Here is an 18,745-nt window from a genome sequence, read left to right as displayed (position 1 = left end):
CATGGTCGACGTCGACGTCCTGGTCATCGGTGCAGGTGCGTGCGGCCTTGCCGCCGCCATCGCGGCGCATGACGCCGGTGCCTCCGCGGCGATCATCGAGAAGCATGACAGGCCCGGCGGCAACTCGTCGCTCTCCACTGGCTCGGTTCCGGCCGCCAACAGCTGCTTTCAGCGCGCTGCCGGGATCACCGACGACAGCCCGGCGCGGATGTTTGAGGACCTGATGCGGATCGCGGGTCAATCCGACGATACCGCGCTGGTGCGCCGGATGGCCGACGTATCAGCGGAAACCGTTGAATGGCTGGTGGATACGGTCGGCGCCCGGTTGGCGCTGGTGACCGCCTACAAGCACATCGGCCACACCGTGCCACGGCTGCACGCGCCGGTGTCGCGGCGTGGCCAGGACCTGGTCGACGATCTGCTTGCAGCCGTTGCCGCACGCAACATTCCGCTGGCGGTCGGCAACGCCGCGCGATCCCTGATCATCGAGAATGGCGCGATCCAGGGCGCGATCGTCGAAACCGATGGCGCGCAGCATGCGATCCGCGCGCGCAAGACGATCCTCGCCGTGAACGGCTTCGCCGGCAATCCTGATCTGGTGAAGCGCTACTGCCCGGAAATTGCCGGCACCGAGTATTTCGGCGCCCGAGGCTCAACGGGCGAAGCGATCATCTGGGGCGAGGCGGTCGGTGCGGATCTTGCCAACATGGCCGCCTATCAGGGCTATGGGGCGGTCGCGTATCCACATGGCAGTCTCCTGTCCTGGACCACGATCGAGAAGGGCGGGATCATCGTCGGCGCCGACGGGCGACGCTTCGGCGATGAGAGCGTCGGCTATTCCGGCTTCGCCCGGGTCGTGCGGGGCCAGGGCGACTATGCCTATGCGATCTTCGACCAGGCGATCTTCGACATCGCTGCCCAGGAAGAAGAGTTTCTCGAGCTGGTCAACCATGGCGGCGTCAAGATGGGCGATACGCCCGCCGACATCGCCACCCCCTTTGGCCTCGGTGCAGCGGCGGTGGCGGAGGAGATCGCGGCCCGCAACGCCGCCGCGGCGGCCAACGGCCGCGACCGGTTCGGCCGGTCCGACTTCGGCCTCGGCGCCTTGCGGGCCCCGTTCTACATTTGTCGCGTCGTGCCCGGCCTGTTTCACACACAGGGCGGCCTGCGCATCGATGGCGACGCCCGCGTGCTGCGCAAGGACGGCGGGACGGTTCCGAACCTTTTTGCTGGCGGTGGCGCCGCGGCCGGTATCAGTGGCCGGGCGGGGGCGCTGGGCTATGCCTCTGGCAACGGGCTGCTGACGGCCATTGCGCTGGGGCGCTTGGCCGCGCTCGCGGCGGCGTGCGAGATCCGGGCCAGCGCATGACGCTGGCGCGGCGTATCGTCCGTAGCTTGGCCGAACTGGCCCGTGGCGACCTGCCCGCGCCGGTCATGGCGGCGGGCCGGCTGCACCTGCTCGACGCCATCGGCGTGGGGCTGGCGGCGGCGGGAAGCCCCGTTGGGGCGCCCTACCGTGCATTCGCGTCGAACCTGCGGGAGGCTGGCGTGGCGAGCCTGCTAGGCGGCGGTGGCGGCGCCAGCGCCGCCTCGGCCGCCCTGGTGAACGGCGGGTTGGTCCATTCGCTGGAATACGACGACACCCATACGGGCTCCATCGTGCACCCCAGCGCCGTGCTGATGCCGGCGGCGCTCGCCGTGGCGGAGCAGGTGGGAGCAAGCTCCCACCGCATGCTCGGCGCCTATGTCCTGGGCTATGAGTTGCTGGTGCGGATCGGTCGCGCAGCGCCCGGCGGATTCCAGGCGCAGGCCTTCCAGGTGACGTCGGTGGCGGGCACGCTAGCCGCCGCCATAATAGCGGCCGAGCTTTACGGGCTTGGCGAGGACAGCACAGTCGCGGCGCTCGGCATCGCGCTCAGTCAGAGTTCCGGCGTCTTCGAATTCCTGTCGAACGGATCGACCGTGAAGTCCTTGCATCCCGGCTGGGCGGCGCATGGCGGCGTGATCGCGGCACAGCTCGCTCAAGCCGGCATGACCGGACCCGAGACGGCAATCGAGGGCAAACGAGGTTTGTTCCAGGCTTTCACCCGCGACCCTGACGCCGCTGCGCGCTTTGCCGTGGAGAGCGACGATATCGGATATGTCTGGCACGTGCTGGACGCGGCCTTCAAGTTCTCGCCCTGCTGCCACTACCTGCATCCTTTCGTCGAGGCCGCGGGCCTCCTCGTTGCGCGCGGCGTGCGGCCGGAGGCGATCGCCGAAATCGTCTGCGAAGTGCCTCTGGGGGCCGACGCCGTCATCTGCGAACCCTGGGCCGACAAGCTGGCGGCGCCCACGGGGCATTCCGGCCGCTGGAGCCTGCCCATCGTGGTCGCCGCGCGTATCGTGGAGGGCCGCGTGGATCTTGCCACCTTCGAGCAACCGGCCTCCGCCGCCGTCCGGGCCCTGGCACAGCGCATCTCCTGGCAGCCACTGGCCGGTGCCAACTTCCCAAGCCGGTTCGAGGCGGTGGTGACCTGCGTCACGCGCGATGGCGCGCGACACCAGGTGCGCATCGACGACGCCTATGGCAATCGCAGCCGCCCGCCTGCCGTCGAGGAGGTTTTGGGCAAGTTCCGGGTCAATGCCGCGTTGAGCCTCTCGCCCGACGCGGTAGCGGATCTTGAAGCGGCGTTGATGAGCGATGATATGGCGCGCGTCAGTGCGGCACTCCGCGGCAATCGGCGGATGTGACGGCCTCGCGCGGCGGGACATGCCCGCCGCGCGCAAGCTATTCCTGCGGGATGTTCGCCTGGCGAACCACGTTCTCCCACTTCACCACTTCATCACGGATCAACTGCCGGAAGGCTTCGCCGGTAAGCGTACCGGGGATGCCGCCGCGGGCACGGATTTCGGCTTGGAACGACGGATCCTGCACCACGGCCGAGAGTTGCGCCTCCAGTGCCGCGCGGATGTCGTCGGGAATGCCCCTGGGGGCGAACAAGCCGTACCAGGCGGCCGCCTCGAACGGCAGGCCGGCTTCTGCCGCGGTGGGCACATCAGGCAGCGTATCGATACGGGACGTGGACGCCACGGCCAGGGCCCGCATGTTGCCGGTTTGCAGGCCGCCCAACACACTAGAATTATCCACAATGAACAACTGGACGTCGTTGCTCATCACCGCTGGCACGGCGGCCGGGCTGCCGGGATACGGGATATGCACCATGTCGAGCCCGGCGGTCTGCAGGAACAGCGCGGACAGTAGGTGCACCGCGCCGCCGACGCCGCCCGCCGAGGCGTAGTTCAGTTGACCGGGCCGCGCCCGGACGTAGCTGATGAATTCCGCAAGATTCTGGACCGGCAGCGCGCTGGGGATGGTAATCGCCATTGGCGACATGTTGATCATGACGAGCGGCGTCAGATCCTCACGCGCGTCAAAACCCGGATGATTCTTGCGGATGGCGAGTGCTGTGCCGAGCGTAACGCTACCGACGAGTAGCCGGTAGCCGTCCCTGGGCGCCCTGTTCACGAAGTCCAGAGTCGCGGTCATGCCGGCGGCACCTGGCCTGTTTTCGACGATGACGGGCTGGCCAGTGCGCCGTCGGAGACGATCGGCCACGGAGCGAGCCAGGACATCGTTCGGCGAGCCCGGTGGGAATCCAACCACGATGGTGAGGAGCCTGTCCGGGAATGCGGCTTGGGATGGCGCAGGCGTGAGCACGGTTGAAACCAGCAAAGGCACAAGAAGGCGTCGCGAAAGCCGGACGAATTTCGTGAAAGCAGCCACGCCCTTCTCCTTAAGCTATGTGACAGCAGGAGGGCAGGCAGGCGAAACTTTGTCAACAGTTTACCACACGGTAGGGAGTAACGCAGTCAACACCGGTCACAGCGTTCACTTGGCTGTAGTTGCACCTCCATCACGTTCCGCCATGGAGCAATGCGTGTCCTGCTCGAGCTGAACGGCAGATCCTACTTCCTCACGGTGCTACGCGCTCAAGCAGGTCGGCAGACGGTCTCCAACGCCATGTCGCGGTCGGCACGCAGGTGTTCGCGCATCAGCGCCTCGGCCTTTGCGCCATCCCGCGCCAGGATCGCCGCGATGATCCCGCCATGTTCCTCCAACGCGCGCGGCGCGCGGCCGTGGCGCAGGGTCATCAGGCCGAACCGGTGCACCTGATCACCAAGTTGGTTCATGAACGTCACAAGCCGCGCGTTGCGCGTCAGCGCGATGATCTGGGCGTGCAGCACGACGGAGGCCTCATAGGCCGCCTGAAGGCGCCCGGCGGCGAAATGGGCCAGCGCCACGGCGTGGTCGGCCGAAAGGGTCTGCGCCTCCGCCGCGGTCACATGCTCGGCCGCGAGGCGCGCGGCGAAGCATTCGAGCTGCTCGCGCAACTGGTACACCTCGATGATGTCCTGCACCGACGGTTCCGACACCACGACGCCCCGCTGCGGCAGGATGCGGACCAGCCCGCCCGCCGCAAGCTCGCGCAGGGCCTCGCGGATCGGCGTCCGGCTGATTCCAAGCTCCTCGGCGATCTGGTTCTCCGAAAGCAGGCTGCCGGGTGGATAGCGTAGATCGAGGATGCGCTCCCGGATCGTGTGGAGCGCCTGCTCCCGCAGGTTGCCGGCCGGCTTACGCGTGCGTGCCATGGGTCAGTCTACGTCGCACATATTGGCCTGTCCCCACGGCGGCATCGTCGAACGCGCCGTCACGCAGGACGAAGCGGCCGCGCACAAGTGTGTGGATCACGCGCCCGGTCAACTCCCAACCTTCGTAGATCGAGTATCCGGCCGAACTCACAACCGAATCCCGTGTGACCGTCCAGCGCGCGGCGGGGTCCACGATGGCGAAATCCGCATCCATGCCCGGTGCGATGACGCCCTTGGCGTGGTCGAGCCCCATGGCGCGCGCCGGATTGCCGGCCGTCAGCGCCGCGATGCGCGCAAGGCTCAACCCGCGCTTGGCAAAGCCTTCGCTCAGCAGGACATGCTCCATGGTGTACTTGGTCAGCCACTGCGCCAACTCGCCGGCGATGTAGCAGGGCCCGTTGTCGGACAGCAGGCGCGGCCGGTGCCGCACGCGGGCTTGAACCGCGCCGGGTTTGTCGGAGGCTCCAACTCTTGAGAGGCTGGAGCGATGAAGAGCAAGACGACGAACAAGTTTTCGCCTGAGGTTCGCGAGCGGGCGTTGCGGATGGTGCTGGCGCATGAGACCCAGCACCCGTCGCGCTGGGCGACGATCCTATCGATCGCGGCCAAGATCGGCTGCACGGGCCAGACGCTGAACGAGTGGGTGAAACAGGCGGAGCGGGACACGGGCCGCAGGCCCGGCCCAACGACGGAGATGGCGACCCGGCTCAAGGCCCTAGAGCGCGAGAACCGGGAGCTGCGGCAGGCGAATGAGATCCTGCGCAAGGCGTCGGCGTATTTTGCCCAGGCGGAGCTCGACCGCCGGTTCAAGCCATGATCGGCTTTATCGATGATCATCGCGAGGTCTATGGGGTCGAGCCGATCTGCAAGATCCTGCCGATCGCCCCGTCGACCTATCGTGCGCAGGTGGCCCGGCGGCGGGATCCGGCCAAGCTTCCGGCCCGGACGCAGCGCGATGCCGCGCTGATGCCCGAGATCGCGCGCGTGTTCGAGGAGAACTTCCGCGTCTACGGCGTGCACAAGGTCTGGCGGCAGCTGAAACGCGAGGGCCATGGGCAAAGCCAAGCTGGAGCTCGTTCCTCAGGATCGCCGTGGCGAGCTATCCGCCGCTGTTGTAAGAGATGTGCACGATGTCGATCCCGGCGGCGGCGCGAAGCTGCTCCGCCGCGAGATGCGGCATGCTGCCCGAGCCGGTGGAACCGAAATTCGCTGCGCCTGGCCGCGCCCGCGCCGCGGCGACTACCTCCTGCATGGTTTGGAAGGGCGAGACCCCGGGCACCGCTAACCGCTCTGGCGCGAGCACCGCCAGAGTGATCGGCGCTAGGTCGCACAGCGGATCATACGGCGTGCCGCGGTCGAGATTGGGTGAGATCGCTAGCGCGCCGGCACTACCGATGGCAAAGGTGTAGCCATCGGGCGTCGACTTGGCCGTGATGTCGACGCCGGTCACGCCGCCGGCGCCGACCCGGTTCTCCACCGGCACGCGCTGGCCGAGCGTCGCCGACATCGGCGGCGCGATGGTGCGTGCCACGATCTCGCTCGGCCCGCTTACCGTGAAGGTCACGATGAAGCGGATTGCCTGGGTCGGATACGCCTTCTGCGCCGCCGCGGGCAGCACCTGCAGCGCGCCCAGCAGGGCGCCAAAAGGGGTGGCCAGCATCCTACCTATTCTCATGAAGTTCCTCCTTGCCGGCTTCTGTAGGCCGGCCATGGGTGAAACAGTCGAGACTGCCGGCTCATGCCGGAAGCTATGGGAGACACGCATGAAGATCGCCCGGGTCGAGAGCCTCATAAAAGCGTAGCGCATTCACCTATGATGCGGGCAGCGCAGGCTTCGGCGGCAACCTTCGTCTGCGCGACATCGAAACGCTGCTGGTGCGGGTCGAGACCGAGGACGGCTTGCATGGCTGGGGCGAAGGCTTCGGCTTCAACTTGGTCGCGACGACGAAGGATGCGGTGGACCGGCTGATCGGCCCGGCCTGCATCGGCCATGATGTCGGCGACATCGCCGGCCTGCAGCGCCTGCTGCTGCGGCGGTTCCACAATTTCGGCCGCAATGGGCCGGTGCGCTACGGTATCTCTGCCATCGACATCGCGCTGTGGGACATTGCTGGCAGGCGCGCCGGCAAGCCGCTGCACGCGCTGCTCGGCAGCGCCGGCCGAGGGGCCGCCCGGTCCCGCGTGCCGGCCGATGCCTGCCTGCTGCGCTATGGCGAGGCGACGGCGGTGGCGCACAACGTTGCCGAGGCGATCCGCCAGGGCTACCGCCAGATCAAGCTGCATGAGGTGGATCTCGCCTGCATCCGCGCGGCGCGTGACGCGGCGCCGCCCGAGGTGCCGCTGATGCTCGACATCAACTGCGCCTGGGAGAGCGCGCAGGATGCCATCGGCTTCCCGCCACGGCGCCCAGTCCCGGAGCGGCACGTGCGGTGCGCGCCCCACCATTCCGATCAGCCGGGCCGGCATCCGCACGGGCGCCACACTGTAGCCAACGAGGTGGCCACGCTGGCCAAGGTACGCGACAAGCACATAGCGAGCCCGGGCCGTGGCGGAAGCAAGTGGCTGAGCAGAAACACGGCCCAGGCGGCCGTATAATCCCCCCAGCCACCCATCACCCTGGCTTCCCATCCGCGCGCGGGCCCAGAAGCATTGGCGCGTAGACCATCAGGATCAACAAAAACGCCGTCACCCAGCACAGTGCAGCGACAATCAGCACGGTCAGCGCATCCACCCCCGCCACGCTGCTGAAGACGCGTAGCAGCGCCGCGGCCAACAGCAGCACATACGCCGCAACCGCCGCGGGTGCCGCGACCAGCGCGTTCCCAGTGTGCCCGAGCGTCGCGCGTGTCATTACCGCGACGATCATCAGCGAAACCGCGCCTGCCATTTGCAGGTGCAGCCAGGCAGATGCCCACGGCGCCTCGGAGAGGAGCGAGACGGCCTTCACGGCGAGCGCCACCGGGATCAGCGCGTAAGCCAGGTGCAGTACCCACAGGATCGGCCAGCGGAGCGTTCGCAGCCCGTGCCAACGTGACAGGCGCAGCGCCACCAGCACCGCTGCGATGGCGGCCACCAACCCGGCCGGAAGGCTGCCAGGTGCGGCAAGGTCCACCACCGCAACCGCTGCCACGGCAAGGATCGCAGCGCGGTCCACTCCCGGCAGTGGCTGGGCTTCGGCCGGCCACCGTGTCTTGCGCAGTGCATTCAGCGTGAAGGACGGCACGATCCGCCCGCCGATCAGGACGACTAGCAACAGAGCCATGTCCGCCATCAGCAACTGCCCGACCGCCCAGCCCGGCGAGGTCCACCATCCAGCTTCCTCAGCCAGCATCATCACCTGCCCGGACCAGAACACCAGCACCAGCGCAGGCGGGCCGAACAGCCGGGGCGCCTTCGCCTTCAACAAAGCAGGCAGCACCAGCAAGAGCGTCGCAGGCAGCGGTGCAAGGGCGAACAGCGCCGCAATCTCGATGGGCACCGGGGAGCCCGGCAGCATCGCAAAGCGCGCCGCCAGGAACAGGGTAGCCAGAACGACCAGCGGCGCGCCGGAGTAACCGCGCCGACCTGTCCAATTGGGGATCGCCGTCATCAGAAAGCCGATCATGGCGGCCGCGACGAAGCCGCCCAGCGCCTCATGCGCGTGCCATCGCATCGGTGGCAGCGGACCCTCCGGCAGTGCAAAGCCGGCCAGCGTCAATACCCAAACGCCGATGGCAGCTGGCGCCACCAAAGCGGCCATCAGAAAGAAGGGCCGGAAGCCATGCGCGAACAGCGCCATCATGCCCCCTTGGGTCGAAAAGCGACGCAGACGGCAGGATCCGTCTCGATCCGCAGCCCTCCGATCAGGTCAATGCAATAGGGAATCGCCGGGAAGACCGCAGCCAAGCATTCGGTGATGGCCGAGGGCTTGCCCGGCAGGTTGACGATCAAGCTTCGCCCACGTGTACCGGCCAGCTGGCGGGAGAGGATCGCCGTCGGCACGGCGTTCAACGAGACGGCGCGCATCAATTCGCCGAAGCCTGACAAAACACGGTCGCAGACCGCCTCCGTCGCTTCCGGCGTCACATCGCGCAGCGAAGGGCCAGTGCTACCGGTGGTAACGATCAGCGGGCAGGCCTCAACATCCGCCAGCTTGCACAGCACGGCCTCGATGGCCGGGCGTTCGTCCGGCACCAGACGCCGCGCCGCCTGCCGGGGGGAGGCCATGATGCGCGTGAGTGCCGCCTCTATCCCCGGTCCGCCCTGGTCAGCGTAGATCCCTCGAGAAGCGCGGTCGGAGACAGTAACCACGCCAATCCGGACCGCCGCGCCGGCATGTTCCGGCTCGGCCGATATCATGCGCTGCGCGGCCCGGGTTGGCTTGGCGCAGGTGCCACCCCCGCCGGACAAAGGCGGTCCAATGCCAAGCCGTTATCCGTGCTGGTCAGGTGAATCTCACGCGCCAGGTCGCCGACGAAGGCCCGCCACGGATCGATGTTGCGGTAGGGCACTGCGATCAGCACGGGCACTCCTTGGTCGATGGCCTCCGCGATCAGCGCACGAAAGCCGCCGCCCTCGACTTCCGTCTTGCCAAATTTGTTCAGGACCAGCAGGTCGGGTGACCCCCGGAATGCCATAGACGCCAGTTGGATTGCCCGCGTCATCTCGCCCAGGTCGAGACGGCAGCCGCGCGCGTGCGGCCCGCGATCCTGCGAGATTTCGATGGCGGTGCCGGTCGAGAGTTCTTCCAGCGTCATGTCACAGCCGGTCCGGCCGGCACGCGGCGTATCGCGTTGAACGACACCCGCCAGTCGGCGACCGGCGGCTTCGAATTGTCGTACGGCTTGGCGCAGCGCCTGGTCCGCCAGCGCGCTGTCAGCATAAACCAACGCCGTGACGAGGGGAACATCATTGGTCATTGCGGGAAATTCTCCATGGGAGGCATGCAGCAGGGTGGTGAGGCCATGTCCTCCAGCCCGATGGCCGAGAAGGCTTCCAGCGCATGGCGCCGCCGGGGGCTCAGGGGTTCGGTTCGCACCGTCACGCGATGATCAATTGAAGGCAGCGCGTCTCGCTCCGCGATGGTCGCTACCGTGGCGCCGAGGTCGCGCAGCAGCCCGTCATGCATGCCGTAGATCCAGCCATGCAGATGCAGATCAACACTGCGAGCCCAGGCGCCCTCGACGATGGGCGTCGCGGCAACACGCCTGATCTGCATTTCGACATTGAGTTCGCAGAGCCGGTTGAGCTGGCGTTCCGCGTCGCCCATCTCATCGAACAAGCGGCGATGCTTGCGATAAAACATCGAAAGCGGCTGTAGCCAGTGGTCCACCAGCGCGCCGCGCTTATCCGCCATCGCGCGCTGCACCCCGCCGCAACCGTAGTGGCCAGAGACGATGATATGCTGCACCTGCAGGACATCGATGGCGTATTCCAGCACCGCGAGGATATTCATGTCACTGGTATGGACGATGTTGGCGATGTTCCGGTGCACGAAGACCTCACCAGGATCGAGACCCAACACGTCATTCGCGGTGATGCGGCTATCCGAACAACCGATCCATAAATACTTGGGCGCCTGCTGCTCCGACAGCCGCCGGAAGAAAGTGGGATCCTGCTCCGTCTTGCTGTTTGCCCAGGCGACGTTGCGGTCAAACAGGTGATCAAGGCTGGTCATGCGCCACCACCCCTCGCCGCTGCTTCATACCGCGGCTGATCGCCTTCAGGTCAGGCCGCGTCAGGCGAATGCGTGCCAGTGCCAGCACCACGCCATTCTCAAGTGCCAAGTGCCGCATCTCACTTGCCGCATAGGCTTGCATCGCCTCCCCTGCCGCGAGGTCGATGTGCACTGTGTCGTCAGCTGGCTTTGCGGAAAGGGCCTCCACGATGATGTCGGCCATCGCCGCACCTTGACGATGTTCCTCCACGAGCCGCGCCAGGGTGATGCCCAGCCCATCCGCCGGCAGCGCCCGGCGTCGGAGCACCGGGTACAGGTCGAGATCCTCATCCTCATGATGCAGGCGAAGATCACCTGTCAGATAGGCGGTCACTCTGTCGGCTTCTGCGCGGCTCGCCACGCAATCCGTCGCGAAGCGCCGCAGCACCGCGCAGACGGCACGCTGCCGGAGATGAGCCGCAAGAATATAGGCCAGCGGGTCATCCAGCAGGGTGAAGGGCGGTGGCGCCGTATCATAGCCGGGCATCGCCCGGCCCGCCCTTGCCGCAGCCGCAGCCCGTAGCGGCTGGCCCCGCAGTATCGCGGGCGAGCGACCACCGGAGCATCTTGTCGAGCGTGGTGCGCGCTGGATCGTCACTGCGCTCAATCGCCGTCATCAGTGCAAGCCAGTCCTCGCTCGAAGCGTACGCGGCGAACCGCCTGGTGGCGCCACAGACGTAATCGGCCGGGCTTTCGTCGTGCAGCTCACCCATGGCCTGGACCTCGGTGAGAAGGATGATATCGCCCATTGCTTCGAGAGCTTCGGCCGCGTCGGCCTCATTGCCGAGGCGCTTCAAGATGGTGCCGAGCAGCATGGCCTCCCCCTCACTGAACCAGCGGCGAGGTTGACGCGTCCAGGTCGATGCCCTGGATGTCAGCCTGGCCGGCCAGGATTGAGACATATTGCCGGATCGCCGCGCGACGGACCTTCTCACCCATCCATTCGGCGATACGCCCCCGCACCATGTCGAAGGGTAGGTCACGCCCTTCGATGCGCCGGTCGAGCGCCACGATATGCAGCCCGTAGCGCGTCTCTACCGGCTCCGGATGAATGGAGCCGACGGTAATGCGCGCCAAGGCTTCCTCAAACTCAGGAACCGTTTGCCGAGGTCCAATCTGGCCAAGGTTGCCGGAGGTCTTGCCCGATGGACAGGCGGAGTGGGCGAGCGCGAGGGCTGCAAACTCGCTCGGTTCGAGCGCCAGCCGCGCCAGGATCGCCACCGCCAGAACAGGACTCTCGGGCTGGTTCGCAGGCAGCAGAATATGACGCGCTTCGTAAAGATCAGGCGTGCGGAACCGGCGCCGGTTCTGCTCATGGAAGCGCCGGCAGGCCGCTTCGTCGGCCTCGGGCGTGCGGACCTCGCGCTCGATCAGGCCGCGGACCAGTGCTTCCTCATCGGTCTCACGACGGCCCTCGCCATCACTGGCGGGCTCCACCGGAATGGCAAGGCGACGCGCCTCCTGCAGTAGAAGCTCACGCACCACCAACGCGGCGGAGGCGGCCTTCATGGCGTCGAGCGGCTTGCTGGCTGGGTGATTTTGCGTCTCCTGCGCGATGGCCGCGCGTGAGATCACCACGCCGTTCACGCTGATCGTCTTGCGGGTGGCAGGCAGCGCGGGCTTTACTGCGCAGGCTGAGGTGATGCTCATCGCCTTCACTCCGCTGCCTGCGTCGGGGTGGGCTTCACGCCCGGGGCGCCGAGCGGCCGGCGGCTGCGCACCACCTGGTAGCCACGCCGCCCGAGATACCAGATCGGCGCCGACCAGACATGCACCAGGCGCGAGAAGGGGAAGACGAGAAAGATCGTCATGCCCAGCACGAGATGCGCGAGGTAAGGAAAGGCCAGCCCCTGCAACGTTCTTGCATCCACCGGCTGCAGCGTGAGGATACCCTGCGCCCAGTGCGCCAAGGTCAGCATCGCAGACCCATCGGAGTGCGCGAGCGAGAAGGGCAGCGTGATCAGGCCAAGCGAAAGCTGGACCCAAAGAATGATCAGCACCGCGAGGTCCATGTAGGTAGAGGTGACGCGGACGCGCGCATCATACAGCCGGCGATGCAGCAGCAGCGACAGCCCGATGAAGCAGATGAACCCCGCGATACCGCCGGCGATGACGGCAATGAGCTGCTTCTGCTCGACCGTGATGAACAACGTGTAGATGAACTTCGGAGTCAGCAGCCCCGCCGCATGGCCTAGGAACAGGAACAGGATGCCACCATGGAACAGGTTCGAGCCCCAGGTAAGCTGCTTCTTGCGCAGCATCTGGCTGGAACTCGCGCGCCAGCTGTACTGCTCGCGGTCGAAGCGGATGAGGCTGCCGAGCAGGAAGGCCGTCAGCGCCACATAGGGGTACCAGACGAAGAGGAGGTGGAAGATGGCGTCGCGCATGATGGTTACTCCTCAGCCGGCGGTACGATGGGTGACAACAGTGCGCGGACGCTGGCCCGGTGGCGGCGCCAGCCCCGGTGCGGGGCGCCCGGCCTGGCGCAGCTTGGCGGCAAGGGTATCGGTGCCGCAGGCCGCAGCAGCTGAGCCGGGGCCGAAGGTCACTTCTTCCTCTTCCCAGGCGGCATCCAGCGCTTCCAGGTCGTCGGGCTCCGGATCCGGCTCGGCGCGTAGCGCCGCAAGTGCTCCGGCATCGAGCTTTGCGCGCGACAGCGCGGTGAGGGCCGCGAAGATGGCCTCATAGGGCGAAGACCGCTTGGCCAGGCGCTCCCGCAGCGCCGCGAAGACATGGCCGGGCTGGCCAATCAGCTCGATCGCCTCGGCCGGTGCGCGGGTGGCCGCATATTCCAGGAACAGCGGCAGGAAATCCGGCAGTTCCGCTGTGGTGGGCGTGAAGCCGCCATCCTCATAGACCTTGATGAGGTCCACCATGGCCTGGCCCCGATCGCGGCTTTCGCCATGTACATGTTCGAACAGATGCAGCGAGAGCGAGCGCGTGCGGTCAAACAGCAGGATGTATCGCTCCTGCGCATCATAGAGGTCTTGCGTTGCGATATCCGCGATCAGTGCGTCCACCGCCGCGCGCTCCCGCTTTGGCAGCACGGCCTCCCGGTCGAGCACGGTGCGAAGCTCCGCGCCGGCGGCGACGAGTTCGGGGGTCGGGTAGGTGAGCAGGGCCGAGAGAACCTTGAGCGTGCGCATCACAGCACTCCCATCTTCGGCTTTTCGTTCTTCAGCTTCATGCCGCCGAACAGGTTGCCTGACTGCTCGCTCGGCGCGCAGCCATCGCCGAAGGAAAAGCCGCAATGGCCGCGCATCTCATAGGCGTCCTCGGTGACCTCGCGATGTGCGGTCGGGATCACGAAGCGGTCTTCGTAATTCGCGATCGCCATGATGTGGTACATGTCCTCGATCTGTGCCGCCGTCATGCCGACACGCTGGGGGATCGTCTCGTCGATGACGCCGTCAACGGTCTTGGCCCGCATATAGGCGCGCATGGCGAGCATGCGCTCGAGCCCGCTGGCCACCGGCGCCTCATCGCCAGCCGTCAGCAGGTTGGCCAGGTACTTCAGCGGAATGCGGAGCGAGCGCACATCCGGCATCCCACCATCGATGCCCATCTTGCCGGCTTCCGCCGCGGCGGTGATGGGCGAGAGCGGCGGCACGTACCAGACCATCGGCAGCGTGCGGTATTCCGGGTGCAGCGGAAAGGCGACCTTCCACTCCATCGCCATCTTCCACACCGGCGATTGGCGCGCGGCTTCCAGCCAGGAGTCGCTGATGCCATCCGCGCGCGCCCGCGCGATGACCGCGGGGTCGTTTGGGTCGCAGAAGATGTCCATCTGCGACTGGTACAGATCCTTCTCATCGGGAACACTTGCAGCCGCCTCGATGCGGTCGGCGTCGTAGAGCACCACGCCCAGGTAGCGGATGCGGCCGACGCAGGTCTCGGAGCACACCGTGGGCTGACCCGCCTCGATGCGCGGGTAGCAGAAGATGCACTTCTCGGATTTGCCCGAGGACCAGTTGAAGTAGATTTTCTTGTAGGGGCAGCCCGAGACGCACATGCGCCAGCCGCGGCACTTATCCTGGTCGATCAGGACGATGCCGTCTTCCTCGCGCTTATAGATCGCCCCTGAGGGGCAGGCCGCCGCACAGGCCGGGTTGAGGCAGTGTTCGCACAGCCGCGGCAGGTACATCATGAACGTATTCTCGAACTGCCCGTACATCTCCTTCTGGATGCCTTCGAAGTTGGCGTCCTTCGAGCGCTTGGCGAATTCGCCGCCCAGGATTTCCTCCCAGTTCGGCCCCCACTCGATCTTCTCCATCCGCTCGCCGGTGACGAGTGAACGCGGGCGGGCGGTGGGGAAGGCCTCCATCTCGGGCGCCTTCTGCAGGTGCTCGTAGTCGAAGGTGAAGGGTTCGTAGTAATCGTCGATCTCGGGCATGTTCGGGTTGGCGAAGATGCTCGCCAGCACGCGCCACTTGCCACCGATGCGCGGCTGGATCTTGCCGCTGCGAAGGCGCTTCCAGCCACCCTTCCATTTGTCCTGGTTCTCCCAGTCCTTGGGGTAGCCAATGCCGGGCTTGGTCTCGACGTTGTTGAACCAGGCGTATTCCATGCCCTCGCGATTGGTCCAGACGTTCTTGCAGGTGACGGAGCAGGTGTGGCAGCCGATGCACTTGTCCAGGTTGAGCACCATGGCGATCTGCGCGCGGATCTTCATGCCACTTCTCCCGTGACCAGCGTTGCGTCGACATGCGGGCGTTCGAGCCAATCGATCGTCGTCATCCTGCGGACAATGACGAACTCATCGCGGTTGGTGCCGATCGTGCCGTAGTAGTTGAAGTCGTAAGACTGCTGCGCGTAGCCGCCGATCATGTGCGTCGGATTCAGCACGATGCGGGTGACGGAGTTGTGGATCCCGCCGCGGTTGCCCGTCATCTGCGATCCGGGCATGTTCACGATCTTCTCCTGCGCATGGTACATCATGACCATGCCGTCCTTGACGCGCTGGGAGACGACGGCGCGGGCGACCAGCGCGCCGTTACTGTTGAAGGCCTCCACCCAATCATTGTCGACGATGCCGGCGCGCTTCGCGTCAGGCTCGCTGATCCAGATGCAGGGCCCGCCGCGCGACAGGGTGAGCATCAGGAGGTTGTCGGTATAGGTGGAGTGGATGCCCCATTTTTGGTGTGGCGTAATGAAATTCAACACGATCTGCTTCTCGCCATTTGGCTTCATGTCGATGACCGGCTTGATGGCGCGCAGATCCACCGGCGGGCGATAGACGCACAGCGCCGCACCAAAGGCCCGCATCCACAGGTGATCCTGATAAAGCTGCTGGCGCCCCGTCAGCGTGCGCCAGGGGATCAGCTCATGCACATTCGTGTAGCCCGCATTGTAGCAGACCTTCTCACTCTCCAGCCCGGACCAGGTGGGAGCGGAGATGATCTTGCGCGGCTGAGCCACAACGTCGCGGAAGCGGATCTTCTCGTCTTCCTTCGGCAGCGCGAGATGCGTGTGGTCCAGGCCCGTCGCCTTGCCCAATGCCTGCCAGGCATGGACGGCAACTTCGCCATTCGTCTCGGGCGCAAGCATGAGGATTACCTCGGTCGCGTCGATGTCGCTGACGACCCGCGCGAGACCCTTGTTCGCACCTTCGGCATGCACCCCGTTCAGCGCTTTGAGGTGATGGACTTCATGGCCAGTCTTCCAGGCCATGCCCTTGATGCCATTGCCGATCGTCTCCATCAGCGGGCCGAGCGCGGTGAAGCGCGCATAGGTCGCGGGGTAGTCACGTTCCACCTCGAAGACCATTGGCATGGTCTTGCCGGGGATGGGCTCGCATTCGCCGCGCTTCCAGTCACGCGGATCGAAGGGCTGCGCGATCTCGAGGGCGCTGTCGTGCTTGATGGGGTTGAGCACCACATCCTTCTCGACGCCCAGAACCTCGGGGGCGACGCGGGAGAATGCCTTGGCGATGCCCTTATAGATTTCCCAGTCGCTGCGAGCCTCCCAGGCAGGGTCCACCGCGCTGGTCAGCGGATGGATGAAGGGGTGCATGTCGGAGGTATTGAGGTCGTTCTTCTCGTACCAGGTGGCCGTCGGCAGCACGATGTCCGAATAGACGCAGGTGGTGGACATGCGGAAATCCAGCGTCACCAGCAGGTCCAGCTTTCCCTCCGGCGCATGCTCATGCCAGACGGCCTCGGTGGCTTTCGCGCGCCCCTCGGGGCCAAGGTCTTTGCCCAGCACGCCATGCGTCGTGCCCAGCAGGTGCTTGAGGAAATACTCGTGCCCCTTGCCCGAGGAGCCGAGCAGGTTGGACCGCCAGACGAACATGTTGCGCGGCCAGTTTCTCGGATTATCCGGGTCTTCGCAGGACAGCTTCAGCGTGCCGTCCTTCAGCCCCTTCGCCACGTACTCCTTCGCCGGCATGCCGGCCGCCGCCGCGTCCTTCGCGACCTGCAGCGGATTGGTCTCGAGCTGCGGCGCGGAGGGCAGCCAGCCCATCCGCTCGGCGCGGATGTTGTAGTCGATGATGGTGCCGTCCCACGGGCCTTTCGGCGCGGTGGGAGAGACGATATCGCCCACATTCATCGTCTCATACCGCCACTGGTCGGTGTGCGCGTAGAAGGCCGAGGTGGAGTTCTGCTGGCGCGGCGGGCGGCCCCAATCCAGCGCGAAGGCGAGCGGCGCCCAGCCAGCCTGCGGGCGCAGCTTCTCCTGGCCCACATAGTGCGCCCAGCCGCCGCCCGATTGGCCCACGCAGCCGCACAGCACGAGCATGTTGATGACGCCGCGGTAGTTCATGTCGGCGTGGAACCAATGGTTCATCGCCGCGCCGATGATGATCATCGACCGGCCCTTGGTCTTCTCCGCATTGGTCGCGAATTCGCGCGCCACATGGATGATCTTGTCCCGCGAGACGCCGGTGATCTTCTCGGCCCAGGCCGGCGTGTAGGGTGCGATCTCGTCATAGCCCGCCGCGATGTTGTCGCCACCGAAGCCGCGGTCAACGCTGTAGTTGGCGAGGAAAAGGTCGTGCACGGATGCTACCAACGTCTCGCCATCGGCCAACGCCAGGCGCTTCACCGGTATTCGACGGTTCAGCACGCTCGCATGCGTGGTCGAGGTGAAATGCTCATGCTCGATATTGCCGAAATAGGGGAAGGCGACCTCCGCCATCTCGTCCTGGATGCCGTCGAGCGAGAGGCGCAGCTTCATGGCCTCGCCGCCTGAAGCCTTCTCTTCCAGGTTCCACTTGCCGCTCTCACCCCAGCGGAAGCCGATGGTGCCACGTGGTGCGACAATGTTCCCGGTGGTCTCGTCGAAGGCGACTGTCTTCCATTCGGGATTGTTGGCTTCGCCCAGCGACTGGTCGAAGTCGCTCGCGCGCAGGAAGCGCTCGGGCACCAACTGGTCACCCTGCTGCACCAGCTTCACCAGCATCGGCATATCGGTGTACTGGCGCAGATAGTCGCGGAAATACGGCACCTGCCGCGCGACGTGATACTCCTTCAGGATCACGTGGCCCATCGCCATCGCCAGGGCTGAATCCGTGCCCTGCTTCACCGAGAGCCAGATGTCGCCGAACTTTGCTGCTTCCGAGTAGTCGGGGCAAATCACCGCGCTCTTCATGCCGCGATAGCGCGCCTCGGTATAGAAATGCGCGTCCGGCGTGCGCGTCTGTGGCACGTTGGAGCCCCACAAAATGATGAAGCCGGCATTGTACCAATCGGCCGATTCCGGCACGTCGGTCTGCTCGCCCCAGGTTTGTGGCGAGGCCGGCGGCAGGTCGCAGTACCAGTCATAGAAGGACATGCAGACGCCGCCGATCAGCGACAGGTAGCGCGACCCCGCGGCGTAGGAGACCATCGACATGGCAGGGATCGGCGAAAAGCCGAAGATGCGGTCCGGGCCATAGGTCTTGGCCGTATAGGCATTGGCGGCCGCGATGATCTCTTGCACCTCGTCCCAAGGCGCGCGCACGAAGCCGCCATGGCCGCGCTTGGTGACGTAGGATGCGCGCTTCTCCGGGTTCTCGACGATGGAGGCCCAGGCGGCCACCGGCGTCATCACCGCCCTCGCCTCGCGCCACAGCTTGATCAGGCGCGAGCGCACCAGCGGGTATTTCACGCGGTTGCCGGAGTAGAGATACCAGCTGTAGGAGGCGCCGCGCGAACAGCCGCGCGGTTCATGGTTGGGCAGGTCCGGCCGGGTGCGCGGGTAATCCGTCTGCTGGGTTTCCCAGGTGACGATGCCGCCCTTCACATAGATCTTCCACGAACAGGAACCGGTGCAGTTCGCGCCATGCGTGGAGCGCACGATCTTGTCGTGCTGCCAGCGCTTCCGGTAGCCATCCTCCCAGCGACGATCCTCGTTCGTGGTGATGCCGTGGCCGTTCGAGAAGGGCTCCTGGACCTTCTTGAAGAAGGTCAGGCGGTCAAGAAAATGGCTCATGCGCTG

The 18,745-nt window shown here is 65.9% G+C and carries 18 protein-coding genes, 1 pseudogene and 1 other annotated feature; of the genes and pseudogenes, 4 read left to right on the top strand and 15 right to left on the bottom strand.

Annotation, left to right across the window (positions count from 1 at the left end):
- Nucleotide 1: 1 nt before the first annotated feature.
- Together ACQW02_RS09885 and ACQW02_RS09880 are read left to right on the top strand one after the other, a co-directional pair.
- The gene (locus ACQW02_RS09885) at nucleotides 2–1,369 is read left to right on the top strand and encodes an FAD-dependent oxidoreductase (RefSeq protein WP_431285888.1); all 1,368 of its coding nucleotides are present in this window, start codon (nucleotides 2–4) and stop codon (nucleotides 1,367–1,369) included.
- Nucleotides 1,366–2,733, top strand: coding sequence for an MmgE/PrpD family protein (locus ACQW02_RS09880; RefSeq protein ID WP_431285073.1), 1,368 nt, complete (start codon nucleotides 1,366–1,368; stop codon nucleotides 2,731–2,733). Before ACQW02_RS09885 ends, ACQW02_RS09880 begins: the two co-directional genes overlap by 4 nt.
- Nucleotides 2,734–2,770: 37 nt before the next feature.
- Here the strand turns inward: ACQW02_RS09880 and ACQW02_RS09875 are convergent, their stop codons facing one another.
- The 3 genes from ACQW02_RS09875 to ACQW02_RS09865 all read right to left on the bottom strand — a co-directional run bounded on the left by ACQW02_RS09875 (nucleotide 2,771) and on the right by ACQW02_RS09865 (nucleotide 4,978).
- Nucleotides 2,771–3,766: a Bug family tripartite tricarboxylate transporter substrate binding protein gene (locus ACQW02_RS09875; protein ID WP_431285072.1), complete on the bottom strand. Its 996-nt coding sequence runs from the start codon at nucleotides 3,764–3,766 to the stop codon at nucleotides 2,771–2,773.
- Between the two features lie 206 nt (nucleotides 3,767–3,972).
- A complete protein-coding gene (locus ACQW02_RS09870) occupies nucleotides 3,973–4,632 on the bottom strand; it encodes a GntR family transcriptional regulator (protein WP_431285071.1) in 660 nt (219 codons plus the stop codon).
- Nucleotides 4,616–4,978, bottom strand: coding sequence for an amidohydrolase family protein (locus ACQW02_RS09865; RefSeq protein ID WP_431285887.1), 363 nt, complete (start codon nucleotides 4,976–4,978; stop codon nucleotides 4,616–4,618). The genes ACQW02_RS09870 and ACQW02_RS09865 overlap by 17 nt, the downstream gene beginning before the upstream one ends.
- Before the next feature lie 141 nt (nucleotides 4,979–5,119).
- Between ACQW02_RS09865 and ACQW02_RS09860 the strand changes: the two are divergent.
- A pseudogene (locus tag ACQW02_RS09860) lies at nucleotides 5,120–5,682 on the top strand (transposase); the annotation flags it as partial.
- Nucleotides 5,404–5,520, top strand: a sequence feature (AL1L pseudoknot). (Overlaps the previous pseudogene by 117 nt.)
- A gap of 49 nt (nucleotides 5,683–5,731) precedes the next feature.
- Here ACQW02_RS09860 and ACQW02_RS09855 read toward each other — a convergent pair.
- Nucleotides 5,732–6,292, bottom strand: a complete 561-nt coding sequence (locus ACQW02_RS09855; RefSeq protein WP_431285070.1) for a Bug family tripartite tricarboxylate transporter substrate binding protein — start codon at nucleotides 6,290–6,292, stop codon at nucleotides 5,732–5,734.
- Between the two features lie 215 nt (nucleotides 6,293–6,507).
- On the opposite strand from ACQW02_RS09855, the gene ACQW02_RS09850 reads away from it, so the two are divergent.
- Nucleotides 6,508–7,227, top strand: coding sequence for an enolase C-terminal domain-like protein (locus ACQW02_RS09850; RefSeq protein ID WP_431285069.1), 720 nt, complete (start codon nucleotides 6,508–6,510; stop codon nucleotides 7,225–7,227).
- A 16-nt stretch (nucleotides 7,228–7,243) separates the two neighbouring features.
- On the opposite strand, the gene ACQW02_RS09845 is transcribed toward ACQW02_RS09850, so the two are convergent.
- From ACQW02_RS09845 to ACQW02_RS09795, 11 genes are read right to left on the bottom strand one after another with little or no spacing between them, the layout of a single operon-like run.
- Entirely contained in the window at nucleotides 7,244–8,413 is a 1,170-nt protein-coding gene (locus ACQW02_RS09845; protein ID WP_431285068.1) for an NnrS family protein, read from the bottom strand.
- The gene (mog, locus tag ACQW02_RS09840) at nucleotides 8,410–8,970 is read right to left on the bottom strand and encodes a molybdopterin adenylyltransferase (protein WP_431285067.1); all 561 of its coding nucleotides are present in this window, start codon (nucleotides 8,968–8,970) and stop codon (nucleotides 8,410–8,412) included. The genes ACQW02_RS09845 and mog overlap by 4 nt, the downstream gene beginning before the upstream one ends.
- A complete protein-coding gene (locus tag ACQW02_RS09835; protein ID WP_431285066.1) occupies nucleotides 8,967–9,530 on the bottom strand; it encodes a DUF2478 domain-containing protein in 564 nt (187 codons plus the stop codon). Before ACQW02_RS09835 ends, mog begins: the two co-directional genes overlap by 4 nt.
- Nucleotides 9,527–10,288, bottom strand: a complete 762-nt coding sequence (locus tag ACQW02_RS09830) for a carbonic anhydrase (RefSeq protein ID WP_431285065.1) — start codon at nucleotides 10,286–10,288, stop codon at nucleotides 9,527–9,529. Before ACQW02_RS09830 ends, ACQW02_RS09835 begins: the two co-directional genes overlap by 4 nt.
- Entirely contained in the window at nucleotides 10,275–10,814 is a 540-nt protein-coding gene (locus tag ACQW02_RS09825; RefSeq protein WP_431285064.1) for a hemerythrin domain-containing protein, read from the bottom strand. The genes ACQW02_RS09830 and ACQW02_RS09825 overlap by 14 nt, the downstream gene beginning before the upstream one ends.
- A complete protein-coding gene (locus tag ACQW02_RS09820; protein WP_431285063.1) occupies nucleotides 10,801–11,142 on the bottom strand; it encodes a hypothetical protein in 342 nt (113 codons plus the stop codon). The genes ACQW02_RS09825 and ACQW02_RS09820 overlap by 14 nt, the downstream gene beginning before the upstream one ends.
- 10 nt (nucleotides 11,143–11,152) lie before the next feature.
- Nucleotides 11,153–11,977, bottom strand: a complete 825-nt coding sequence (locus ACQW02_RS09815) for a peptidylprolyl isomerase (RefSeq protein ID WP_431285062.1) — start codon at nucleotides 11,975–11,977, stop codon at nucleotides 11,153–11,155.
- A gap of 5 nt (nucleotides 11,978–11,982) precedes the next feature.
- A complete protein-coding gene (gene narI / locus ACQW02_RS09810) occupies nucleotides 11,983–12,714 on the bottom strand; it encodes a respiratory nitrate reductase subunit gamma (RefSeq protein WP_431285061.1) in 732 nt (243 codons plus the stop codon).
- A gap of 12 nt (nucleotides 12,715–12,726) precedes the next feature.
- Nucleotides 12,727–13,473: a nitrate reductase molybdenum cofactor assembly chaperone gene (gene narJ, locus ACQW02_RS09805; RefSeq protein WP_431285060.1), complete on the bottom strand. Its 747-nt coding sequence runs from the start codon at nucleotides 13,471–13,473 to the stop codon at nucleotides 12,727–12,729.
- Nucleotides 13,473–15,050: a nitrate reductase subunit beta gene (narH, locus tag ACQW02_RS09800; protein ID WP_431285059.1), complete on the bottom strand. Its 1,578-nt coding sequence runs from the start codon at nucleotides 15,048–15,050 to the stop codon at nucleotides 13,473–13,475. The genes narJ and narH overlap by 1 nt, the downstream gene beginning before the upstream one ends.
- A complete protein-coding gene (locus ACQW02_RS09795; protein ID WP_431285886.1) occupies nucleotides 14,996–18,739 on the bottom strand; it encodes a nitrate reductase subunit alpha in 3,744 nt (1,247 codons plus the stop codon). The genes narH and ACQW02_RS09795 overlap by 55 nt, the downstream gene beginning before the upstream one ends.
- Nucleotides 18,740–18,745 lie beyond the last annotated feature (6 nt).

The organism is Humitalea sp. 24SJ18S-53 (assembly GCF_050632385.1).
In the GTDB taxonomy this organism is placed as follows: domain Bacteria; phylum Pseudomonadota; class Alphaproteobacteria; order Acetobacterales; family Acetobacteraceae; genus Humitalea.
The sequence above is the reverse complement of the archived record's forward strand: the minus strand, read 5'-3'. Positions and strand labels throughout refer to the sequence as shown.